21 protein-coding genes are annotated in these 19,653 nt (G+C 54.8%); 9 read left to right on the top strand and 12 right to left on the bottom strand.

Translation table 11 applies throughout. From position 1 onward, the window contains the following. Positions 1 to 5: 5 nt before the first annotated feature. From edd to TH4_RS18320, 3 genes are read left to right on the top strand one after another with little or no spacing between them, the layout of a single operon-like run. Positions 6 to 1,838, top strand: a complete 1,833-nt coding sequence (gene edd, locus TH4_RS18330; RefSeq protein ID WP_008892135.1) for a phosphogluconate dehydratase — start codon at positions 6 to 8, stop codon at positions 1,836 to 1,838. Then, entirely contained in the window at positions 1,838 to 2,776 is a 939-nt protein-coding gene (glk, locus tag TH4_RS18325; RefSeq protein WP_064782268.1) for a glucokinase, read from the top strand. Before edd ends, glk begins: the two co-directional genes overlap by 1 nt. Positions 2,777 to 2,797: 21 nt before the next feature. Further along, a complete protein-coding gene (locus TH4_RS18320) occupies positions 2,798 to 3,439 on the top strand; it encodes a bifunctional 4-hydroxy-2-oxoglutarate aldolase/2-dehydro-3-deoxy-phosphogluconate aldolase (protein ID WP_064782267.1) in 642 nt (213 codons plus the stop codon). Positions 3,440 to 3,550: 111 nt separating this feature from the next. Here TH4_RS18320 and TH4_RS18315 read toward each other — a convergent pair whose 3' ends face one another. Further along, entirely contained in the window at positions 3,551 to 3,784 is a 234-nt protein-coding gene (locus tag TH4_RS18315; protein ID WP_063090204.1) for a hypothetical protein, read from the bottom strand. Positions 3,785 to 3,933: 149 nt separating this feature from the next. On the opposite strand from TH4_RS18315, the gene TH4_RS18310 reads away from it, so the two are divergent. The 4 genes from TH4_RS18310 to TH4_RS18295 all read left to right on the top strand — a co-directional run bounded on the left by TH4_RS18310 (position 3,934) and on the right by TH4_RS18295 (position 6,830). Next, positions 3,934 to 4,803 carry a LysR family transcriptional regulator gene (locus tag TH4_RS18310; RefSeq protein ID WP_008892128.1) on the top strand — a complete coding sequence of 290 codons (870 nt, stop codon included), beginning with the start codon at positions 3,934 to 3,936 and terminating at the stop codon, positions 4,801 to 4,803. A 175-nt stretch (positions 4,804 to 4,978) separates the two neighbouring features. Then, positions 4,979 to 5,521, top strand: coding sequence for a sigma-70 family RNA polymerase sigma factor (locus TH4_RS18305; RefSeq protein ID WP_064782304.1), 543 nt, complete (start codon positions 4,979 to 4,981; stop codon positions 5,519 to 5,521). Beyond that, the gene (locus TH4_RS18300; RefSeq protein WP_064782266.1) at positions 5,518 to 6,258 is read left to right on the top strand and encodes an anti-sigma factor; all 741 of its coding nucleotides are present in this window, start codon (positions 5,518 to 5,520) and stop codon (positions 6,256 to 6,258) included. The genes TH4_RS18305 and TH4_RS18300 overlap by 4 nt, the downstream gene beginning before the upstream one ends. 125 nt (positions 6,259 to 6,383) lie before the next feature. Next, positions 6,384 to 6,830, top strand: coding sequence for a DUF7282 domain-containing protein (locus TH4_RS18295; protein WP_157097798.1), 447 nt, complete (start codon positions 6,384 to 6,386; stop codon positions 6,828 to 6,830). 317 nt (positions 6,831 to 7,147) lie between these two features. Here TH4_RS18295 and TH4_RS20540 read toward each other — a convergent pair whose 3' ends face one another. Continuing rightward, on the bottom strand, positions 7,148 to 7,426 hold the full coding sequence (locus TH4_RS20540) for a DUF1127 domain-containing protein (RefSeq protein ID WP_083997185.1): 279 nt from the start codon (positions 7,424 to 7,426) through the stop codon (positions 7,148 to 7,150). A gap of 175 nt (positions 7,427 to 7,601) precedes the next feature. Between TH4_RS20540 and TH4_RS18290 the strand changes: the two genes are divergently transcribed. Then, positions 7,602 to 8,471 carry a LysR family transcriptional regulator gene (locus TH4_RS18290; RefSeq protein ID WP_064782265.1) on the top strand — a complete coding sequence of 290 codons (870 nt, stop codon included), beginning with the start codon at positions 7,602 to 7,604 and terminating at the stop codon, positions 8,469 to 8,471. Here TH4_RS18290 and TH4_RS18285 read toward each other — a convergent pair whose 3' ends face one another. From TH4_RS18285 to TH4_RS18275, 3 genes are read right to left on the bottom strand one after another with little or no spacing between them, the layout of a single operon-like run. Next, positions 8,472 to 9,506: a nickel/cobalt transporter gene (locus TH4_RS18285; RefSeq protein ID WP_245228000.1), complete on the bottom strand. Its 1,035-nt coding sequence runs from the start codon at positions 9,504 to 9,506 to the stop codon at positions 8,472 to 8,474. Further along, on the bottom strand, positions 9,454 to 10,149 hold the full coding sequence (locus TH4_RS18280; RefSeq protein WP_064782264.1) for a DUF1007 family protein: 696 nt from the start codon (positions 10,147 to 10,149) through the stop codon (positions 9,454 to 9,456). Before TH4_RS18280 ends, TH4_RS18285 begins: the two co-directional genes overlap by 53 nt. Beyond that, positions 10,109 to 11,233 (bottom strand): zinc ABC transporter substrate-binding protein, encoded by a 1,125-nt coding sequence (locus tag TH4_RS18275; protein WP_064782301.1) that lies wholly within the window; start codon positions 11,231 to 11,233, stop codon positions 10,109 to 10,111. Before TH4_RS18275 ends, TH4_RS18280 begins: the two co-directional genes overlap by 41 nt. Positions 11,234 to 11,523: 290 nt before the next feature. Between TH4_RS18275 and TH4_RS18270 the strand changes: the two genes are divergently transcribed. Further along, positions 11,524 to 12,339 (top strand): type 2 periplasmic-binding domain-containing protein, encoded by an 816-nt coding sequence (locus TH4_RS18270; protein ID WP_064782263.1) that lies wholly within the window; start codon positions 11,524 to 11,526, stop codon positions 12,337 to 12,339. Between the two features lie 103 nt (positions 12,340 to 12,442). Here the strand turns inward: TH4_RS18270 and TH4_RS18265 are convergent, their stop codons facing one another. The 7 genes from TH4_RS18265 to TH4_RS18235 form a co-directional block, all read right to left on the bottom strand. Beyond that, positions 12,443 to 13,357 carry a hypothetical protein gene (locus TH4_RS18265; RefSeq protein WP_064782262.1) on the bottom strand — a complete coding sequence of 305 codons (915 nt, stop codon included), beginning with the start codon at positions 13,355 to 13,357 and terminating at the stop codon, positions 12,443 to 12,445. Positions 13,358 to 13,561: 204 nt separating this feature from the next. After that, on the bottom strand, positions 13,562 to 14,998 hold the full coding sequence (locus TH4_RS18260) for a hypothetical protein (RefSeq protein ID WP_064782261.1): 1,437 nt from the start codon (positions 14,996 to 14,998) through the stop codon (positions 13,562 to 13,564). Next, positions 14,995 to 16,599, bottom strand: coding sequence for a GMC oxidoreductase (locus TH4_RS18255; protein ID WP_064782260.1), 1,605 nt, complete (start codon positions 16,597 to 16,599; stop codon positions 14,995 to 14,997). The genes TH4_RS18260 and TH4_RS18255 overlap by 4 nt, the downstream gene beginning before the upstream one ends. After that, positions 16,599 to 17,057, bottom strand: coding sequence for a hypothetical protein (locus tag TH4_RS18250; RefSeq protein ID WP_157097797.1), 459 nt, complete (start codon positions 17,055 to 17,057; stop codon positions 16,599 to 16,601). Before TH4_RS18250 ends, TH4_RS18255 begins: the two co-directional genes overlap by 1 nt. Beyond that, positions 17,054 to 17,749: a phytochelatin synthase family protein gene (locus TH4_RS18245; RefSeq protein WP_064782259.1), complete on the bottom strand. Its 696-nt coding sequence runs from the start codon at positions 17,747 to 17,749 to the stop codon at positions 17,054 to 17,056. Before TH4_RS18245 ends, TH4_RS18250 begins: the two co-directional genes overlap by 4 nt. Then, entirely contained in the window at positions 17,749 to 18,087 is a 339-nt protein-coding gene (locus tag TH4_RS18240; protein ID WP_245227999.1) for a c-type cytochrome, read from the bottom strand. The genes TH4_RS18245 and TH4_RS18240 overlap by 1 nt, the downstream gene beginning before the upstream one ends. Positions 18,088 to 18,089: 2 nt before the next feature. Continuing rightward, complete coding sequence (locus TH4_RS18235; protein WP_064782258.1) at positions 18,090 to 19,622, bottom strand: multicopper oxidase family protein; 1,533 nt, start codon at positions 19,620 to 19,622, stop codon at positions 18,090 to 18,092. Between the last annotated feature and the right edge of the window lie 31 nt (positions 19,623 to 19,653).

The raw sequence follows: 19,653 nt of genomic DNA, 5'->3' as shown, positions 1-19,653 counted from the left end.
ACCCCATGAAACGTGAAATAGAACAGATTACAAAACGCATTATCGAGCGTTCCAAACCAACCCGCGAAGCCTACCTTGCCAAGATCGAGGCAGCGGCCTCTGATCGCCCGCATCGCTCCGCCTTGTCATGTGGCAACCTTGCTCATGCTTCGGCCGGTTGCGGGGCTGCGGAAAAGCAGCGCATTAACGGCGAAGACGGTGCAAACCTTGGCATCGTTACGTCCTATAACGATATGCTGTCGGCCCATCAGCCATTGGGTGTTTACCCGGACCGTATCAAAAAGGCCGTGTTTGAGGCCGGTGGCACCGCACAGGTTGCCGGTGGTGTTCCGGCGATGTGCGATGGCGTGACGCAGGGCCGTCCGGGTATGGAGCTGTCGCTTTTCTCACGCGATGTTATTGCCATGTCGACGGCTGTGTCACTGTCGCATGATGTGTTTGATGCGGCCCTTTACCTTGGTGTTTGCGATAAAATCGTTCCGGGTCTTGTTATGGGCGCGCTTTCCTATGGCCATATCCCGGCGGTGTTTGTCCCGGCCGGGCCGATGCCATCAGGTCTTCCGAATAATGAAAAGGCCCGCATCCGTCAGCTTTATGCCCAAGGCAAAGTCGGCCGCAAGGAACTGCTTGAGGCAGAAACCGCGTCCTATCACAGCCCGGGCACCTGCACGTTCTATGGGACGGCGAACTCCAACCAGATGCTGATGGAAGTCATGGGCCTGCATCTGCCGGGGGCGGCGTTCGTTAATCCGAACACCGATCTGCGCGATGCACTGACCGAGGAAGCCGCACGTCGTGCGCTTGCCATCACCAAGCTTGGCAATGACTATCGCCCGATTGGCAAAATCCTTGATGAAAAGGCGTTTGTGAACGGGATTGTTGGCTTGCTCGCAACCGGTGGGTCGACCAACCATACCCTGCATCTGCCAGCCATGGCGCGTGCGGCGGGGATCGAGCTTCGCTGGGATGATTTTGATGAACTGTCGCGCATTGTGCCGTTGCTTTGCCGCGTTTATCCGAACGGGCAGGCCGATGTGAACCACTTCCATGCGGCAGGTGGCATGGGCTTTGTGATTTCTGATCTGCTTAAGAACGGTATTTTGCACCCGGATCTTGAAACGATTCACACCGGTGGCATGGCGGCCTATGGCACCGAGCCGTATCTGGATAATGGCAAGCTTTCATGGCGTGATGCGCCGGAAACCAGCCATGACGAAGAAATCCTGCGTCCGACCGAAAAGGCATTCAGTGCCGATGGCGGCCTTCGTATGCTTTCGGGCAACCTTGGCCGTTCCGTGATCAAGGTTTCGGCCGTTAAGCCGGAAAACCGTGTGATCGAAGCGCCGGCGGCGGTGTTTACGTCGCAGGAAGAAATGATGGATGCCTTCAAGGAAGGCAAACTGCATCGCGACGTCGTCTGTGTTGTCCGCTTCCAGGGCCCAAAAGCCAACGGCATGCCGGAACTGCACAAACTGACCCCGCCACTAGGTGTGCTGCAAGACCTTGGGTACAAGGTTGCCCTTGTCACCGATGGTCGTATGTCGGGTGCATCGGGCAAGGTCCCGGCCGCCATTCACGTCACGCCGGAAGGCATGATGAACGGCCCGATCGCCAAGGTTCAGGATGGCGATATCATCCGTCTTGATGCCGAAACCGGCGAATTGTTGCTCAATGTCACCGATGCCGAACTGGCCAAGCGTGACTTTGCGACCTTTGATCATAAGGCCGAACATCAGGATGGCTTTGGCCGCGAGATGTTTGGTGTCTTCCGCGAACATGTTGGTCTGGCTGAACTTGGTGCCTCTGCGGCCTTCCCGGGGGAGGCTGAAGTCGCATAATGCAGCTGGTTGGTGATATTGGCGGGACCAATGCCCGCTTTGCCTGGCTGGACGAGGCCGGCGATCCCCACACACCCATGACATTGCCGGTGCGTGACTATGCCACCATCGGCGATGCCATGCGGGACTTCATGGCGAAAACCGATTGCACGGATTTGCGTGAATTTGCTGTGGCGGTGGCATGCCCCGCCATGGCCGATACGGTCAAATTTACCAACAATCCGTGGGTGTTCTCGAAAGAAGCACTCAAGGCCGAATTCAATCTCGATCGGCTTGTGGTGGTCAATGACTTTACCGGTCTTGCCATGTCTGTGCCCTATCTGGGCGACGAAGACCTGATCACGCTGTTTGATGGTCCGGGCCGTCCGGGGCTTCCGCTTGCGGTGGTAGGGGCAGGGACCGGTCTTGGCGTATCGGGGCTGCTGCCACACGAAGGCAAATGGTTGCCCATACAAGGTGAAGGCGGGCATGTTTCGCTGCCCGCGATTGACGATCTTGATTACGAGATTGTCAAATTCCTGGGCCGCGAACTTGATCGTGTATCTGCCGAACGCGTGTTGTCGGGCATGGGGCTTGAAAACCTTTATCGGGCGCTTGCCGCGATTGATGGGCTTGATGTCGAACCCAAAACGGCAGCCGAGATTGTCGATGGTGCCCTTAAGGACGGGGATGCCCTGTGCCTCAAGGTGCTGGACCGGTTTTGCATGTTCCTTGGCGGTGTCGCCGGGGATCTTGTTTTGACCCTTGGCGCCTTTGACGGGGTGTTTATCGGTGGCGGCATTGGCCCGCGCATTACCGATTACATGAAGAAAAGCGCGCTCAAGGAGCGCATGATCGCCAAGGGGCGGTTCCGTGATTTGATGAATGATGTGCCGGTGCGCCTGATGACGGCGAAATACCCGGCCCTGATCGGTTGCGCCAAGATTTTAACGGCGTAATCGAAACCTGGAGGAAAGTTAATGAGCCTTTCATCGCGTGAAATTCTGTCCATGGCACCGGTCGTTCCGGTTCTGGTGATCGAAGACGCTAACGATGCCGTGCCGCTGGCCAAGGCGCTTGTCGCCGGTGGTCTGCCGGTACTTGAAATCACCCTGCGCTCGTCCGCGGCCGAAGAAAGCATCAAGCGCATCATCGCCGAGGTGCCCGATGCGATTACCGGTGCCGGTACTGTGATCAATGCCAAACAGATGGAACGCATGGCCGAAATCGGTTGTGCCTTTGCCGTGTCACCCGGCCATACCGAAGGTTTGCTGAAAGCGGCCAAAGATACCGGGTGTCCGTTGCTTCCGGGTGCCGGGACGCCGTCGGAAATCATGAACCTGATTGATCATGGCTATGACACGCTGAAATTCTTCCCGGCAGAACAGCAGGGCGGTGTTTCGATGCTCAAAGCCATTTCCGGCCCGATCCCGCAGGTATCATTCTGCCCGACTGGTGGCGTATCGCTGTCCAACCTTGCTGATTATCTGGCCCTGCCAAACATCATCACCGTCGGTGGTTCGTGGATTGCGCCCAAGGATGCGGTCAAGGCAGGCGACTGGGGCAAGATCACCAAACTTGCGCAGGAAGCCACCGATAAGGTCAAGGCGCTGCGCGGCTGAGATTTTTGGGCTCAGTAGCCAAAGCCGAAATGCGAAAAAGGGACCCGGTTGGGTCCCTTTTTCTATCAGGGTCGTCCATGCGACGATATCGGTGCCGCGCCCGATCACGCCTTAGCGCGAAATGCGGTCAACATACCAGGTCGAACCGTTGAATTTGCGCTGCAGACCAAGGTCGGCAAGTTCAGCATGGCTCAGTGAATCCCAACCGTAGCTCGCGGCTTTGGGTGCACGTGCCTTACCGATCTTGTTGGCGATCTTGCTCAGAAGCGATCCGAACGGCATGCGTTTCGCGAACGGGTCGGTAGCAGCATTGAATTGCGGTGCAGCGGAAACCGTGTGTGCCATGATGGCCTCCTATGATCTACGGTTGATTTGCGTTTCGATGGGCGGAAAATGTCATATGCGAAATAAAACGGGAACTACTTTGTTTTGCATAGCTACTGTGCAAAAATGCACGACGATTTTGACAGATTCCAAGGGACCAAATAACGCCTATGAATTGGAATGATTTACGCTACTTCCTTGTTCTTGCGGAAGAAAATAGCTTGTCCGGTGCAGCGCGACGTTTGCGCAAAGAACATACCACCGTTGCGAGACGGATCGAGGCGCTCGAAAGTGATCTTGGCACAAAACTTTTTGACCGGTTACCACGTGGCTGGCAGCTGACATCAGCGGGTCGAAACCTTGTTCCTGTGGCCGAACGAGTCGAAGAAGAAGCCCTGACATTCGAGCGACAGGCAAAGGGCGATGAAGCCGCCCACGGGGTTGTGCGCATTTCCGTGCCCCCGGTTGCAGGGCGCGTTTTGTTCGCGCCGCGCCTTGCCCGATTGCTCAAGGCGCATAAGGGACTCGAATTCGAAATCATTGGCGCGGCGAACATCGTCAATCTGGCGCGGCGTGAAGCCGATGTCGCCGTACGCATGATCACGCCGCGTGAACCCGGCCTGATTACCCGCAAACTGGTTGAACTGGGCGTGGGGCTCTATGGCGGGGTTGGCTATAAGGACCGCGTGCCGGAAATGGATTGGGAATTCTGCGGTTATGAGGACACCACATATGGCGCATCCAAACGGGAATGGGTGCGCACGGTGCTTGATCGTGAATTGCCCTGTCGGTTCCGTGCTGATGACACCGAAACCGTCCGTCAGTTCATTGCCGCCGGGCATGGTGTCGGCGTTTTGCCGCGCTATTTTGGTGATCGGGATGACGAACTCGAACTGATCCACGCAGATGTCGAAGGCCGCAGCCGTGAAAGTGTGTGGATGGTGGTGCACCCGGATATGCGTCGATCGCCAGGCGTGCGTCTTGTGATGGATGCCCTGATCAAGGCGGCCAACAACATCGCCGAGGAATATCAGGTCTGAGCGGCAAACCTGACATGCCGGCAGGCAGCCCTACGCGTTGTTTTCTTTGAAATAAAATTGATCAGGTTGCTGTCTGGCTGCGTAATGACTTATGGCTCGGGATCATGCGCGATCCCGTATTTGTTTCTTTCATACAGCCGCACTTGTGGCGGGGTGTATGCATGTGGCGGTGGGTATGACATCGACCCGGGATTTGGAAAACCTGCTGAGGCAGTCGATCGAAGGCAATACGGATGCCTTCGAACAGCTTTATAATGCAACATCAGCGAAACTTTTCGGCATCGTCCTGCGTATCTTGAGAAATCGCGCCGAGAGCGAGGACGCCCTTCAGGACATTTATGTGCGTATCTGGCAAAAGGCGAGTGATTTCGAGCCCGGTCGTGCCTCGATCATCACATGGATGGCAACCATTGCCCGCAACCGGGCGATTGATATCGTCCGGCGGCAACGCCCGGAAGCCGATGTCGAGGATGCAGATATTGAAACGCTGATATCGTCGGACTCTGCATTTGACCAGATGGCGGTTGCAGACGAGATGCGGCAACTTGACCGTTGCCTGAACGATCTCGAAGACGACCGCCAGCAGATTGTAAAGCTGGCCTATCTCGAAGGCTGGTCACGTGCCGAACTGGCAGAACGCTTTGCCCAACCGGTCGGAACGATCAAGACATGGCTGCATCGCAGTCTGAGACAATTAAAGGAATGCCTGGGAACATGACGGACCGGGATGATATTGACATGTTGGCGGCGGAATATGTGTTGGGGACTCTTGAGCCCGCGCAACGCCAATCCATTGAGACACGTCGCAGCCAGGAACCCGAACTTGATCGCGCGATTTCCGACTGGGAAGCGCGCCTGTCGCCGCTAAATGCCCATTATGATGCGGTTGCCCCGTCGAGCGATCTGTTTGCCGGTATTCGTGCCCGGATCGAAGGTGCCGCACAGGCCACGCGCCAAGCCACCAGCCAACACGTGCCGGGTGTGGTGGAATTCGCCAAACTCAAACGTCGACTGGCCGTTTGGCGTGCCGGTGCGCTGGGGGCGGCGGCGATTGCGGCCAGTCTGATTGTGGTTGTGCTTTCAAGTGATCTGAATTCCCCGGTCCAGAACGGGCAGTTTGTTGCCGTCTTCCACCGGGATGACACCCAACCGGCCTTTGTCATGAGTGTTGATCTTGAAACCCGCGAAGTCACCATTCGACCGGTCGAGGCGACCGTACCCGAAGGCAAGACCTATCAGCTCTGGATTGTGACCGAGGAAACCGGGCCGAAACCGAAATCGCTTGGCCTGCTTGAAAACATCGCCAATCCGACAACCAAGCAGCTTGGCGGGTTTGATCCGGCCATGTTGCGCAATGCAACGTTTGGCATCAGCCTTGAGCCCGAAGGCGGTTCACCAACTGGTCAGCCAACCGGTCCTGCGATCCATGGGCGCCTTATTTCCGTTGCTCAGTAAAAAAAATCACCTTTGCTGAAACCCGATTGATTTGGCTGCGTAGCTTCTGTGTGTGCGATGAAACGCACGACATGAGCGAGCGCAGAAAACAGCGCGTTCCAGATCAAAAGCAAAGGAGACTTCACATGACCTTCAAAGCCAAAGCAACCGCAAAAGCAACCGGCGTAATCACGGCAATGATGCTGAGTGCCGGCTTTGTATTCGGTGGTGCGGGTGCGGCAAACGCAATGGGTCCGATGGTCGAAGCCATGGATCAGGATGTTTCGGCTGGTGTGGTAACCGCATCGAAAATCATGGCTGGCGAAAACGGCTGGCTGGTTGTCCATCGCACCAACAGCGATATGAAGCCGGGACCGGTCGTTGGCTATGCACCGCTTAAAAAGGGTGAAAACACGGATGTATCCGCCATCCTGCAGGAACCGGTAAAGTCCGGCGAAATGTTGATGCTGATGGTGCATTCCGAAGCCGGTGGCATGAAAACGGGCGTCTTCGAATACACCCTGGGCGCCAAGGAAGACGGCCCGATCAAGCCGGACGGAAAACTGGTGATGAAAGTTGTATCTGCTCAGTAGGGCAGAGACGACCATCTTGCCCAAATAGACGAGATCGTTTTCAGCCCGCAAGTGTCCCCTTGCGGGCTGTTTTCATGTCCGGCGTCCTATTGGCAGAAACAGCTAATACCGTTATCGACAAACTCAAGTCCGAGCAATTTCGAACTATGAACAAAAGGCCCCCGCATTGCAGGGGCCTTTGTCTGCCTTGAGGGAGGCATTGACCAACTTGGCAATAGTCGTATTCCCAAGTTAGCAGCATCAAAGCGTGTCGATTGCCAACGGTTCTGTTTGGAGCCGGGGCCGCTTTGATGTTCGGGGGGCGGTATTGAAGAAAATCAATACCAGTCGCGTGTTGCGTATCCGTCACGTGTGCGTTCAAGACCGATGTCACGCAGTTGATCATCGCTGAGCTTATTTAGCGCATTCCGACCCTGATAGTGCTTGTATGCGGTAATCAGTGTATCGAGGATCGTCGGGATGATCGCATGCAAACCCTCTGTGGTGTGGCGGCGCGAGGCAGGGAAACTGGGGTTTTGAGCGCGTATCTCCGACGATGACGTGTTCGACAGGGGACCAACGACGGGATGACATTTGATATGGTTTAAGACAGCCATTTTGATGCTCCTTGATCGTGTGGGCTTTGTGATGTCGACAAGGTTGCCATGCGCAAAAACACAAATGAATTCCGATAAAATGCGCTACAGTTGTGCAGATTTGCGCAATGGCGAAGCATCGTTTTCGGCGTTACGCAGGCTATCTATTTCTAAAAGCCGTGCCGGGATGGAGCCAATGAACTGGAATGATTTGCGTTTCTTTGTTGCGGTGGCAAAGGAAGGAACCTTGTCCGGTGCGGCAAGGTGTCTTGGCAAGGACCACACAACGGTTTCGCGAAGGATCGAGGCCCTTGAAGCAGATCTTGGTGCACATCTTTTTGATCGGCTGGCAACAGGCTGGAAACTGACCGAGGCTGGCGAAAATCTTATGCCTGCCGCGTTGCGGATCGAAGACGATGTTTTGGTGTTCGAACGTCAGGCGCACGGCGATGAAACCGCTCATGGTGTTGTCAAGATCGCGGTCCCGCCAAGTGCCGGACGATTGCTGTTTGCCCCGCGCTTGGCAGAACTGCTGCGCGATCAGAAAAATCTTGAATATGAAATCCTGGGATCAAGCGTCGTTGCCAATCTGGCCCGGCGTGAAGCGGACGTTGCTGTGCGCATGGTACGTCCTGATCAAAGTGGCCTGATTGTCAGAAAGCTGGTCGAGTTACGTTATGCGGTTTACGCGGCAAAGGGCTATACAGAGCGTGTCCCCAAGGAAAAATGGGAATTTTGTGCTGATGGTCGCAACACATTCGGTGATTATCAGCAAGGCTGGGTTTGGGATACGCTGGATAAAGAATTGCCAGTACGCATAAAGGCCGATGATACCGCAACGGTGCAGGCCTTTGTTGCCGCCGGTCACGGACTGGGTTTGTTGCCGAGATATATGGCAGATGAAGATGACCGACTGGAAGTGGTGGCGGATGACAGCCTGGCCGAACTCAGCAAGCCGGTCTGGTTGGTGGTGCATCCTGATATGCGGCGTTCGCCCGGTGTCCGCATGGTGATGGATGCCCTGATCAAGGCGTCAGACAGCATCCCGGCGGCCTATAAATCCTGATTACAACCAGCCCAGTTGGCGGGCCGACGCCAGCAACAGCATCACACCAAACAGGGTAATGATTGCAGCCCCGGTAAAGCCGACCGTGCGGCGAATGATACCCGACGATGTTTCCGAAACGCTGAACAGATACTGAGTGCCTGTGCGAATGCCGATGGCGGCCAGTCCGATCAGGCTGATGGTAATCGCAACCCCAAGCGCCATGGCAAAGGCAGCCCCGATACCAATCAGAAACATGCCATTGGCCAAGGTAAACAGCAGAACAAGGATCGATCCGGTACAGGGGCGCAATCCTGCGACAACACCGGTTGAGATCATCTGCCAGTTGGATTGAACAGCCGGGGCATCGTGATGGGTGAGGTGGTGGCTGTGGTCATGGTCGTGACTATGATAATGTACATGATGGTGATGATGCTCGCCCGGTCCGTGGTGATCGCAACAATCATCACGGCCTTGCAGGATACGAAGCGCCATCACTGCGCCCAACGCGGCAATCAGGGCGTATGAAACTGCCTCCATGATCAGGCCGTTCTTGGTGACCGCTGCCGGGCCGAGGTTAAGGATCAGGGTCAGTCCCCCGACCATGACGATGGCCGAAACTGCCTGAACGGCGGCAATCAGGCTACCCATCGCCACACCCTGTTTCCATCCCGCATCGCGCGACAGGAAATAGGTGGTGGTGATCATCTTGCCATGACCGGGGCCCGCCGCGTGAAAGACGCCATAGCCAAACGACAGGGCAATAATGACAAGGCCCGGCCAGAAGCTGTCACCGTCCTTGGCTTCGCGCAGCGTCGCGGTGATTTCACGATTGAGTTTGGTCTGAATGATCACCGTTTGGCCAATAAGGTCTGAAAGCCAGTCGGGCAGGGCAATCAGGCTGTCTTCGACGTTGTCGGCATCGGGATTGGGAGCAGGACTGCTTTGGGGGTTATCAGCTGCCCCGCGACCCAGAAGGTTTGATGATTGTGCGGCTGCCGGATTATTCGACGAGAACGAAATCGCCAGGAGCAAGGCCGCCAGAACTGCTGCCATCTGCCACCTTGGCCGCGCAAACAACATCGGCACGGATTGGCGCGACCAGGTCAAAATAGATGCGGTTCTTTTCATCTTCGCTCATCTCGAAATGGCAGGACAGGTTTTTGGCCCCTGCAAACAGGACGGGATCGACCTGTGTGTAGGCGACATCGATATAGTATTCGGCATCATAGACCGACAGGCTGATGGCATCCTTGATCGGATCAAGTGGTGTTTCGAGCATCAGCTTGAAGTCATAGCTGACCCGGCGGTCATCGGTGATATCGGCAACAAAATCAGTCGCACCGGCAAAGGATACCAGTTCTTCGTCCTTGCGCAGATGGGTCAGCCAGGAAAACTCGGAAAGGGCTGCAAAGGCATTGTCATGCACAGCGGTGTTTTCTTCGTCAAAGAACCGGGTGTCGTGGTTTTTGTCGAACTCGTCGATCATGGTCATGCTAAACAGATCGTCAAACAGCCAGCGCACGCGAATGGCGGTAATCTTGTCGTTCTCAAAAACGAATTCGGCATTCGCGTCGATCCAGACATGTGGATGCGCAAATGCCGAAGGGGCGGTTGCCAGCATCGTCATGCCGGCAACCAAAATCATTGCGGTGCGCTTACGAAGCGTCGCCAAGGCAATCGACAAGTGCGTCGACATTTTGTGCGAGAATTTCCTGATAGGCAGTCGGTCCCGCAGCAATGTCAAAGCCAAGCGGGTCAAGCGTGCCGGTCCGGATGCCAGTGTCAGACACGACGGCCTGAACGATTGCCGGGCGGAATTGCGGTTCGGCAAATATGCAGACAGCGCCGGTATCATGGATTTTGTCTTCGATTTCATGAAGGCGTTTGGCTCCGGGCTTTTGATCTGGCGAAACTGTAATCGATCCGACCGCGTTCAGGCCAAGGCCGGCTTCGAGATACTGATAGGCATCATGGAATACCACATAGGGCTTGTCCTGGACCGGTGCAACTTTTGCCCGAAGATCATTACCAAGGTTGGTCAGGCTTGCAAGTAGTGTCTGCAGGTTTGCGCGATAGTCGTCGGCATGTTCGGGGTCGATTTCGGCCAGTTCATCGGCGATGGCAATCGCGATGGTCGCGCCATTGGCCGGATCCATCCAGATATGCGTGTCGATACCGTCATGTTCGTGGTGTTCGGTGACGTCATGATGGTCGTCATCATCATGTTTTTCATGTTCGGCCACATGGTCGTGATCATGATCATCATGGGCCGCCTGATCATGTTCGGCTTCGTGGTCGTGATCATGGTCATCATCGTGGGCATGGTCGGTGTGATCGTCATGCTCCTCATGATCATCATGCGCGTCGCCCTCATGCGCGTGCATGTGACCTTCCCACGTGCCGCCTTCGCGCATGTTGCGCAGTGACAGTTGCGACAGGGAAACCAGTTCAAGCTGATGGCTATGGCCAGACAGGCTTTCAAGCGGCTTTTCAAGGAAGCCTTCCAGCGCATGCGAAACATAGATCACCAGATCGGCATCGTTTAGCGCACGCGCCTCACTCGGCCGCAAAGAATAGGTATGCGGTGAAGACGCGCCATCGATCAGCAAAACCGGCTCCCCGATATCTTTCATGATAGCACTGGTGATGCCGTGGATCGGCTTGATGGAGGTCACGACTTTTGGGGCATCGTCGCCATGGGCGGCCGCGGTCAGCGGGGCGGCAACAACGATCGGGGCGGCAAAAAGAACATGACGGAGGGCTCGGCGCAAGGAAGGCATGTGGTTGATCCGGTTTGCAGTGGGTTTGATATTCAATATGTGTTGTTATGATATAACATAACAAATCGTCAAGCGGAAACGACCGGGGCCGAAAAAATGAACGCTGCTGATCAGTGGTTTCTATGAAACTCAATTCTGATTCAGCTGTTTTCATACCAGAAGGGGTGTTTCCAGACGCAACAATCCCCACCTGAAACAACAAAGGTAAGCTTCTGATACTTCGGGGAATAGTTGCAGGCGGAATGGTTTCATTTTTCAGGTGTTTGTGCGGGTTGGTTGTCCTTCCCCTGATGCTGGTTCGGCCCGTTGCTGCCGAAACACTTACACTGCCCTTGCCGGCTGGTCGCGAAACACATTTTGCCTTTGAGACCGGTTTGCTTGAACTGGCACTGCAATACGCGCCCGGTGATCACAGCCTTGAAGTTATTTCCCTGGAAGGTCTGTCGCAAAAGCGGATGTTCAACATGCTTGATGATGGTCAGGTCAATGTTCTCCTTGCCGGTTATAGCCGTGAAGCTGAGGCTGATTTGCTGCAAATCGATTATCCCCTGACCAAAGGGTTGCAGGGTTATCGGCTATTCATCACCCGTGAGGACACATTTGAAGCACTTGATGATGTGGCAAACCAGGATGATTTGAAAAGTGTTTGCATCGGGTCCGGGAACTCCTGGATTGATACGCTCATTCTCGAACATGCTGGTCTGTGTGTGGTTGGTGGGCCGGGGCACAATCTTTATACTATGCTTGAAAACGGGCGGTTCGATGTCATGCACCTGGCACTTCATGAGCTCAGAACACAGAGCGTCATGAACTTGCTCAGTCAGCATGGCCTGATGGTCTATCAGAACCTGTTGGTGCGCTATCCGTATGATTTCTATTTTTATGTTCGCCGCGACAGCAAGCCCCTTCATGACCTGATCGAACAAGGGTTTCAGGCGGCGACAAAAAACGGCGCGATCGACAAATATTTTCAGGCACATCCCGGAATTGCCTATGCAACCCGGTTCCTGCAAGACCATCCAGATTTGCGGATAATTGATCTTAGTAACCCGGAAATGACAGAGCATAACAGCGCCGACATTCACCGATACTGGCTGGAAAATTAAACCAATTAAGGATCATTGCCTGATCCAAATAAGATTATTCCGCTTTGAGAACGAAAAATCTGCATATGCAGTAAATCCGATATCGTGTTGATAAATATCGGATTTACATCTGATCCCGGGGGTCATAGCCAAAGTCATCATCATATTTGCGGCGCACGATATTTTCCCAAAGTGCGGGGTCGATGTCGCGTGACTTTTGGCTCATATCCGGATTTTCAATCTGGATAATCTGGGTGTCAGGATCCTTCAGTGTTTCGAGCGCCTGGCGAATATGCGGGTTCGACAAGAAGTGTCGCATGAAGTCGCCGGTGCTATAGGCCCGCGAAAGTCCCTGCGTCAAAATCGCATGCAGTCGTTCATTATTGCGGTTCACGTAAATGAACAGATCAAACGGATACGCCAGAACCGGTGACGGGCTGAGAACGACATTGGGATATTCCCGGCTGATAACATCAATTTCGCGATAGCCCTCGTGCACCGCACGGCTGAGAAGATCAAATCTTTTATTGGCGACCATCGGCCAAAGCTGATCACGCGGTGCGCGATCAACGCAAAAGCCGCTTTTTTCCATGATGCTGGCATCCGGCCAATCTGACCCGGTGCCAATGCAGAATTTTTTCAATTCTTCCAGAGAAGCTGCCTGACTAAGAGCCGGGATGTTTTCCTTATGCGTGATGAAAGCCCGATATCCCAGCAAGCCTCGTGTCATCGGAACGTCAACTTGCAAGAACATTGTTTCTCGCTCGAGGCTGTAACCGGTGAACATCACATCCACCTTTTCCTCTTGCATCATTGAGCTGATGCGCGCCTGCGTCATGCCCTCGAATTCTTCGATCACAAGCCGAAAGTCGCCGTCGGCGTGGTCAAGGGCAAGCTCGATAACGCCGAACTCGTACTTGAAAAACTCAACCGCACCGATCGGGAAGGCCATGCGCACGATTTCTTCGCCCCGTGCGGGCGGGGCGGTAAATGAAAACATGACGGCAGATATCAGCAATACCCAAAAGCGGTTTTGCAATCTGTTGCTCCTAGAGCCCGCGAAGAAATAAGCATGGCAACCATCAATTGATATTGTGTCTTGCCGATGCCTTTGAAAGGGTCATGGTCGCCAGATCGCGAACAAAGCTAGGTTTGGTTTCAATTAGGAAGTCTTGTAATGGCTTAGTTCCCCGCAGGCACGCCAAAGGCGCGCGCCAATTACGATGACTGTTGTCCTCCTGAGTCAGGCGGCAGAAGTTTTTTGTGTTTTCGGTGCAAGCCATCGCCACGCCATAAGTGTGGTGGCCAGCAACACAGCACTTACCTGTACGACAAAAACCATCTGATAGGCGGCTGTGACGCCAAGCCCCGCCAGTTTTGAAATCTGGAACGTGATTTCAAGGATCTCGATCCCGACTTCTGTACCAAACATGATGACGAAGGCCGGGGCCAGCGTGATCAGCTTGTTACCATTGGCCGACGCGATCACAGCACTGACCACAATTGTCGTGGCAATCCCGATCCCGATGCTTGAAAGCATCTTGGTCCAATAGAACAGGGCCGCATCCGTTGCGGGGTAGGGGTAGAAGATCGTCGCAACCGATGAAACGATCAGACATGGAATGGCAAGCAGCCAAAGACGTTCGCGCCAGACCGGGTTACGTGCAATCAGGGCCCCGGCGGCAAACACCATGATCACCTGACTGGCCGCACCAAGGGTCGCGCGATCATCAATCAATTCTGACGAGCACAAATGCCGCACAAGATATGCGGTGTCGTAAACACCGGTGGTCGGAATTTCGAGGATGAATAACACCACCAACAGGAAAATCGCATCAGACGGCAATTTGGTGTCGTGCGGCATTGCCGATTTCACACTGAAATACAAAATAGCCGACAGAACAAGGAAAGCCGACATCAGGCCAAGCCCTGTCAGGCTTTCAACACCAAGGAAGCTGTTGGCGGTTGTCCATGCTTCGAAAATGATAACGACCGAAAGAAACAGACCGATCAGTTTCCAGTTGGGCGCCTGTTTTGCGCCGGTATTGCCGGTGTTTGTTGGCATGGCAGCCCCATCGGCGGTGCCCATCACCATCGGCATGATCAACAAGAACAGGATCGGCATCACGGCCAGAATCAGGAAGTAATTCCCGGTGCCGACATCAAAGGCGACATATTTAACCAGCTGTGGCGCAATCAGAAACGCCATCGGCTGGGCGGCGGTCCACACCGTTGTCAGCATCGATTTTTCGCGATCCGTCTTGGCCTGGCTGATCGCAAGCTGTGCCAGCGGGGCAAAGAACGAAATCGCAAAGCCACCCATGCAGAAACTGGCCAGAACAATGATTTCACGTACGGAAAGGGCCGGGTCCCAGTGCATGGTCAGCCCGACAGCGGCATAGCTGGCACTGGCAAGGACAGCGGTGGCAAGGCAGACCTTGCGCGCCGTGTGACTGTTTATCACAAAGGGCGCGATGGCGAGTGCCATAACAGCACCGCCAATCAGGACTTCAATCAGGATATCGGTGCGTTCGACCGAGATATTCAGGAAGCTTGCAAACTCACCCTGGGAGACGGAAACGGTCATGGTTGCGACAGATCGCATTCCGTTGCCCAGAAGAACGAACAGGGCAAGAAGCCCTGTTTCGATTAGGATCAGTTGTTTGAGTGGTGTATTCATTTGGTCAATGCATCGGCCATATGATCAGCCGCACGGATCGCCAGTGCGGCAATGGTCAAGGACGGGGCATTGACCGGTGTTGTTACATGCGAACTTGATCCCAGAATATAAAGATTGCTGTGATCATGCGCGACAAGATCCGCGTTCACGACCGATGTTTTCGGGTCCGAGCCCATGATCGTGGTTCCACCAATAATCGCATTCGACAGATACGGTTTATCGGTCTGCATATCGGCCACACCAAGGGTGGCAAAGATCTTGCGGTTGACCTCAAGCGCATTTGCCAAGCCCTTTTTGGTGTAGTCATCAAGGGTAAAAGTCACTTTCGGACGCGGAATGCCCGAACTGTCCTTTTCATCGGCAAGCTCGACCCGGTTGTTCCAGTTCGCCAAAACCTCGGCCGAGCTGTTTAACCGCAGATGTCGGGAAATCTGATCATTGATGGCATTGGCCAGTTCCTGACCAACCATGCCCTTTTTAATCAGATCCTTCGCCAGATTGGTGGCATCGGAATTGCCCGACCAGCCATCATTCATGAAGCTGGTGCCAACCGCGGCATAATCGGATCGGAAGTCACCATCACGCAATTCTACCAGACCACCGGTCTGCTGTGGACCGCGATAGGGGAATATTTGCTCATCAAGCATGCCCCAGCTGTCCTGGTTGGCTTGCGTCAAAAGATTACGTCCGACTGCATCGGAACTGTTGGCGACACCCTTGGGGGCATTGTCCTGTGCCGAGTTCAAAAGAAGGCGCGGGTTTTCAATTGCATGGCAACAAACGGCAAAGTATTTCCCCGTTACCCAGAATTCCGACCCGTCAGGTTTGCGGACCTTCACACGGCTGATCTTTTGATCATCACCGACCTCGACAAAGGTGACCAGTGCTTCGGTCTCAACCCGGACGCCAAGGTCTTCGGCCTTTTGGGCGTGAACCGATGCGTCATATTTCGCGCCAATCGGGCAGATCGGCACACAGGTATTGTTGCCGCAACAAACCGGGCGCTTGTCGTAAATCTCGGAATTGCGGGCATGGGAAAACGGGGCTGAATGCAGACCCAGTTTATCCAGTGCCTCGGTGACCTTCTGATCCATATAGCTCATCGGGATCGGTGGCATCTGATAAGGGGCGCCATCGCGCGGCGCGCCCCACGGATAATTCGGATCACCCGCAACACCCCAGCGTTTTTCAGCTTCGATGTAATAGGGCACCAGAAGGTCATAATTGATCGGCCAATCGCGTGAAACGCCATAGGTCGACTTCATGGTGAAGTCATGTGGGCGCAACCGGTCGGCAAAGCCGGTCCAGTGCCAGGTCGTGCCGCCAAACAAACGCAGATACGCACCGATAAATTGATCGGGGCCGCCCTGAACATAGAAGTCGTTATACTTCCCGTCTTCGGGGTGCGGCGCATAGGGCTCTGACGGATAAGGCGACTGTGGTCCCTTGACCGGGTTTTCATAGAAGGTTTTCAGGTTCTCGGCGCGCGTGCGTTTCGGCCCTGCTTCGAGCATGATGACATCGATGCCCTTTTGCACAAGGCTATAGGCCAGATGCGACCCGGCCATGCCCGATCCGATGATGACAACGGTTGCTTCCATCACATATCCCCCGTGACCGGATGGTGGGCCCAATGACCAAAGGCCGGGCCGCCACAGGTGCCGGGTGCGGTGGCAAATGTCAGGGATTTCCAACCAAGGCACCAGGGATAATAGATCGCCTTATAGGCGCCATCACGCATCACTTCGCCGGTATAAAGCAGACGGGCAACGAAGGCGGCCTGTTCCTGAATTTCCGGGCTGGCTTGTTTGATGCGTTCGGCAATCGCACCGGTACGCAGCGCATAAACGAATTCACGCTGGGCCGCCGCACCGTAAGTCGTAAGGAACTCGTCATTGGCGGCATCCAGAAGATGATCCGAAATATCGGGAATGCCGCCAATCTGACGCACAATGTCATAGAACACCGCATTGCTGCCCAGTGCCTGTGCACGGGTGGCAGCGGGGGCCAGTGGCAATAACGAGATTGACCCTAAAAGGGCGCGTCGTGAAATCTTCATTTGCTTACCACGACAAGGCCGCGTGCCTTGTTCGATCCGCTATCAATCGTTGCCATCGCGGTGCGCAGGTCTTCGATGGTCATCCAGACCGGCGGGTATTTGTATTTGGCAACATCAAGAACGAGTACGCGGTCGGTATCCTCGTCATAGGCGGCGATCGGCGAAACATGCCCGTCACCGACCTGACCGATCGGTTTGCGTGAATAGTTTGCCACCAGTCGCTTGTCCGGGTCGGCAAGTGCGGCCTTGATGGTGTCGCGCAGCCAAGCTTCATCAAAGTTGTTGGCGTGATGGTATTTTGCCTTCACACCCAGATTTTCAAAGAAGGTGGCAATCTGGCTCAGGATCAGGCCATCATGCTCCACCATGGCATAGGATTTGACCTTCTGGTTTTCCGGGGTGAACACCGTTTCCTGGGTAAACAGGCCCCACGGATACAGGCGATAGGGCTGTGGGCGTTCGACACCCAGACTGTTCATGGTCGCGGCAATACTGGCCGGGCCACAGAACGTCAGGATGTGTTCGCTTTCAAGGTAGCTCGCCAGTTCGAAATAGGGGCCGGTAAATTCGGCATCCATGAAAATCTCGGTGCCCTTGTCATCGGTCAGATAAATCAACTCATCTGCCGATGCGTGCATCATCGGGGCGGCCATCATCAGACCGGCAAGTGCAGGAAGCATAAGACGTTTCATTATTGTGTTCCTCCGAACCAGGTGGCGATGGCTTTGATGTCCGCATCGCTCAGGTCTTTGACGATTTCATGCATGACAAGCGCCTGACCGCCGGTGCGGCGACCTTCCTGATAGGCGCGAATGGCGTTTTCAAGATAAAGCGGCTGTTGACCCAACAAGATCGGAACATCCTTAAGGGCCGGGTTGCCGTTGGTGCCGTGACACGAAAGGCATTGCGAAGCCGCGGTTGGCATCGCATCGGGTTTGGCATCATCGGCCTTGGCATCTGTCACGGAAAAGGCGGACCATGCGATCATGATGGCCGCGGTGAAGCTGGCGGTGTGTGCAAAGGATCGCATCATCATACCTCGATATTGACGTTGATCATCATGCCGGTGTCTTCATGCGGCAGGATGTGGCAATGCATAACGTAGCGGCCGGTAAAATCGACAAAGCGGGTGCGGAATGTCACGGTTCCCGCTGCCGGAACGGCAATGGTGTCCATCCAGGGTTTGCGTTCATCCGGTTCACCATTGATCGAGACGACCTGAAATGGGTTCACGTGGATATGCAATGGATGGGGGAAGGGTGTGGTGTTGATCAGCGTCCATTCCTCGACCGCGCCCAGTTTGGCGACAACGTCATCACGCCTTGGATCAAACCCCTGACCGTTGATGGTAAATTCGGTGTCGTCAAAGAAACCCGACACATCCTTCACACCCAGAACGAACTTACGCCTGTTGGTGACTTCATCATCGGTGATGTCGGTCAGAATCTCGTTCTTGGGCAAATCCCCCGTCGGAATTGATTTGCCGAATTTGATGCCATTGCCAACGCGCGGATCATCGGCCGCAATCACGATGATATCGGCAAGATGTTCTTCGGGCAGGCTGGCCTTGCCCTGCATGAAGGCCGGACGGCGCAGCGCATAGGTGCCGGTTTTAACACCCTTGATCAAAAGGTTCGCGCGGTTGCCCGGTGCCAACAGGAATTCTTCGGTTTCTTCGGCCTTGGGCAACGGGTTGCCATCCAGACCAATCAGATGCATTTCCATGCCATCTGCGCGCAACGGGATGAACTGCGCATCGCCCGCGTTCAGCAATCTCCAATGCTGAACTTCGCCTTCGCGGATATAGATTTTCGGGCGGTACTGACCATTCACAAGGAAGTCGCGTTCGGCATCCAGTGGCCAAATCGGCTTTTCACTTTCAAGCAATCCGTCAATGCCCGGGATCGGTGCCTGAAGCACAAGAACGCGTTCAAGGGCAGCAGCGATTTCAGGGACTTCGTCAAGCGTGCCACCAATGATCGCCATGCCCGCCGCACCCGATGCAACCTGTGCCGAAACCGATCCGTGGCGATGGGGGTGATACCAGTAATTGCCCGCCGGGTGATCAACGGGCAACTTCACGACATAGTTAAAACTCTGCCCCGGTTCGATCTGCAAATAGACGTTATCGCTGTTGCCGCGCGGGCTGACATGGAAGCCGTGATAATGGACGTTGGTAGTGTTAAACCGGTTGGGCACATTCGTGACCACGTCCTCGCCGGCATCCTTGTTGGGCGGCATGCGGTTTTCAAATGCCAGTTCCAATGTGTCGCCGGGTTTCATGCGAATGGTCGGGCCGGGAATGGATGCGTTGAAAATGCGAAGCTTGGCAGGCCCGCTTGGCAGCGAATAGTCGCTGGCATCCATAAAGAAATCGGCTTTCAGGCGCCCATCAACCGAATGGATTTCCATCGGGTTGGGCAGATCGTCTGTAATGCCGATGGGGGATTGGCTTGCGATTGTTTCCATCGCATTCGATGGCGAAACAAGCCATGGCATTGGCGCAATGCCTGCAGCAACGGTCGCTGCAGCCGACCCTTTCAAGAGTCCGCGACGCGTGATCATAATGTGGTCTCCCTCAACGTGCCGGAATGCG

The sequence above is a fragment of the Thalassospira tepidiphila MCCC 1A03514 genome (assembly GCF_001662875.1).
In the GTDB taxonomy this organism is placed as follows: Bacteria; Pseudomonadota; Alphaproteobacteria; order Rhodospirillales; family Thalassospiraceae; genus Thalassospira; species Thalassospira tepidiphila.
The sequence above is the reverse complement of the archived record's forward strand: the minus strand, read 5'-3'. Positions and strand labels throughout refer to the sequence as shown.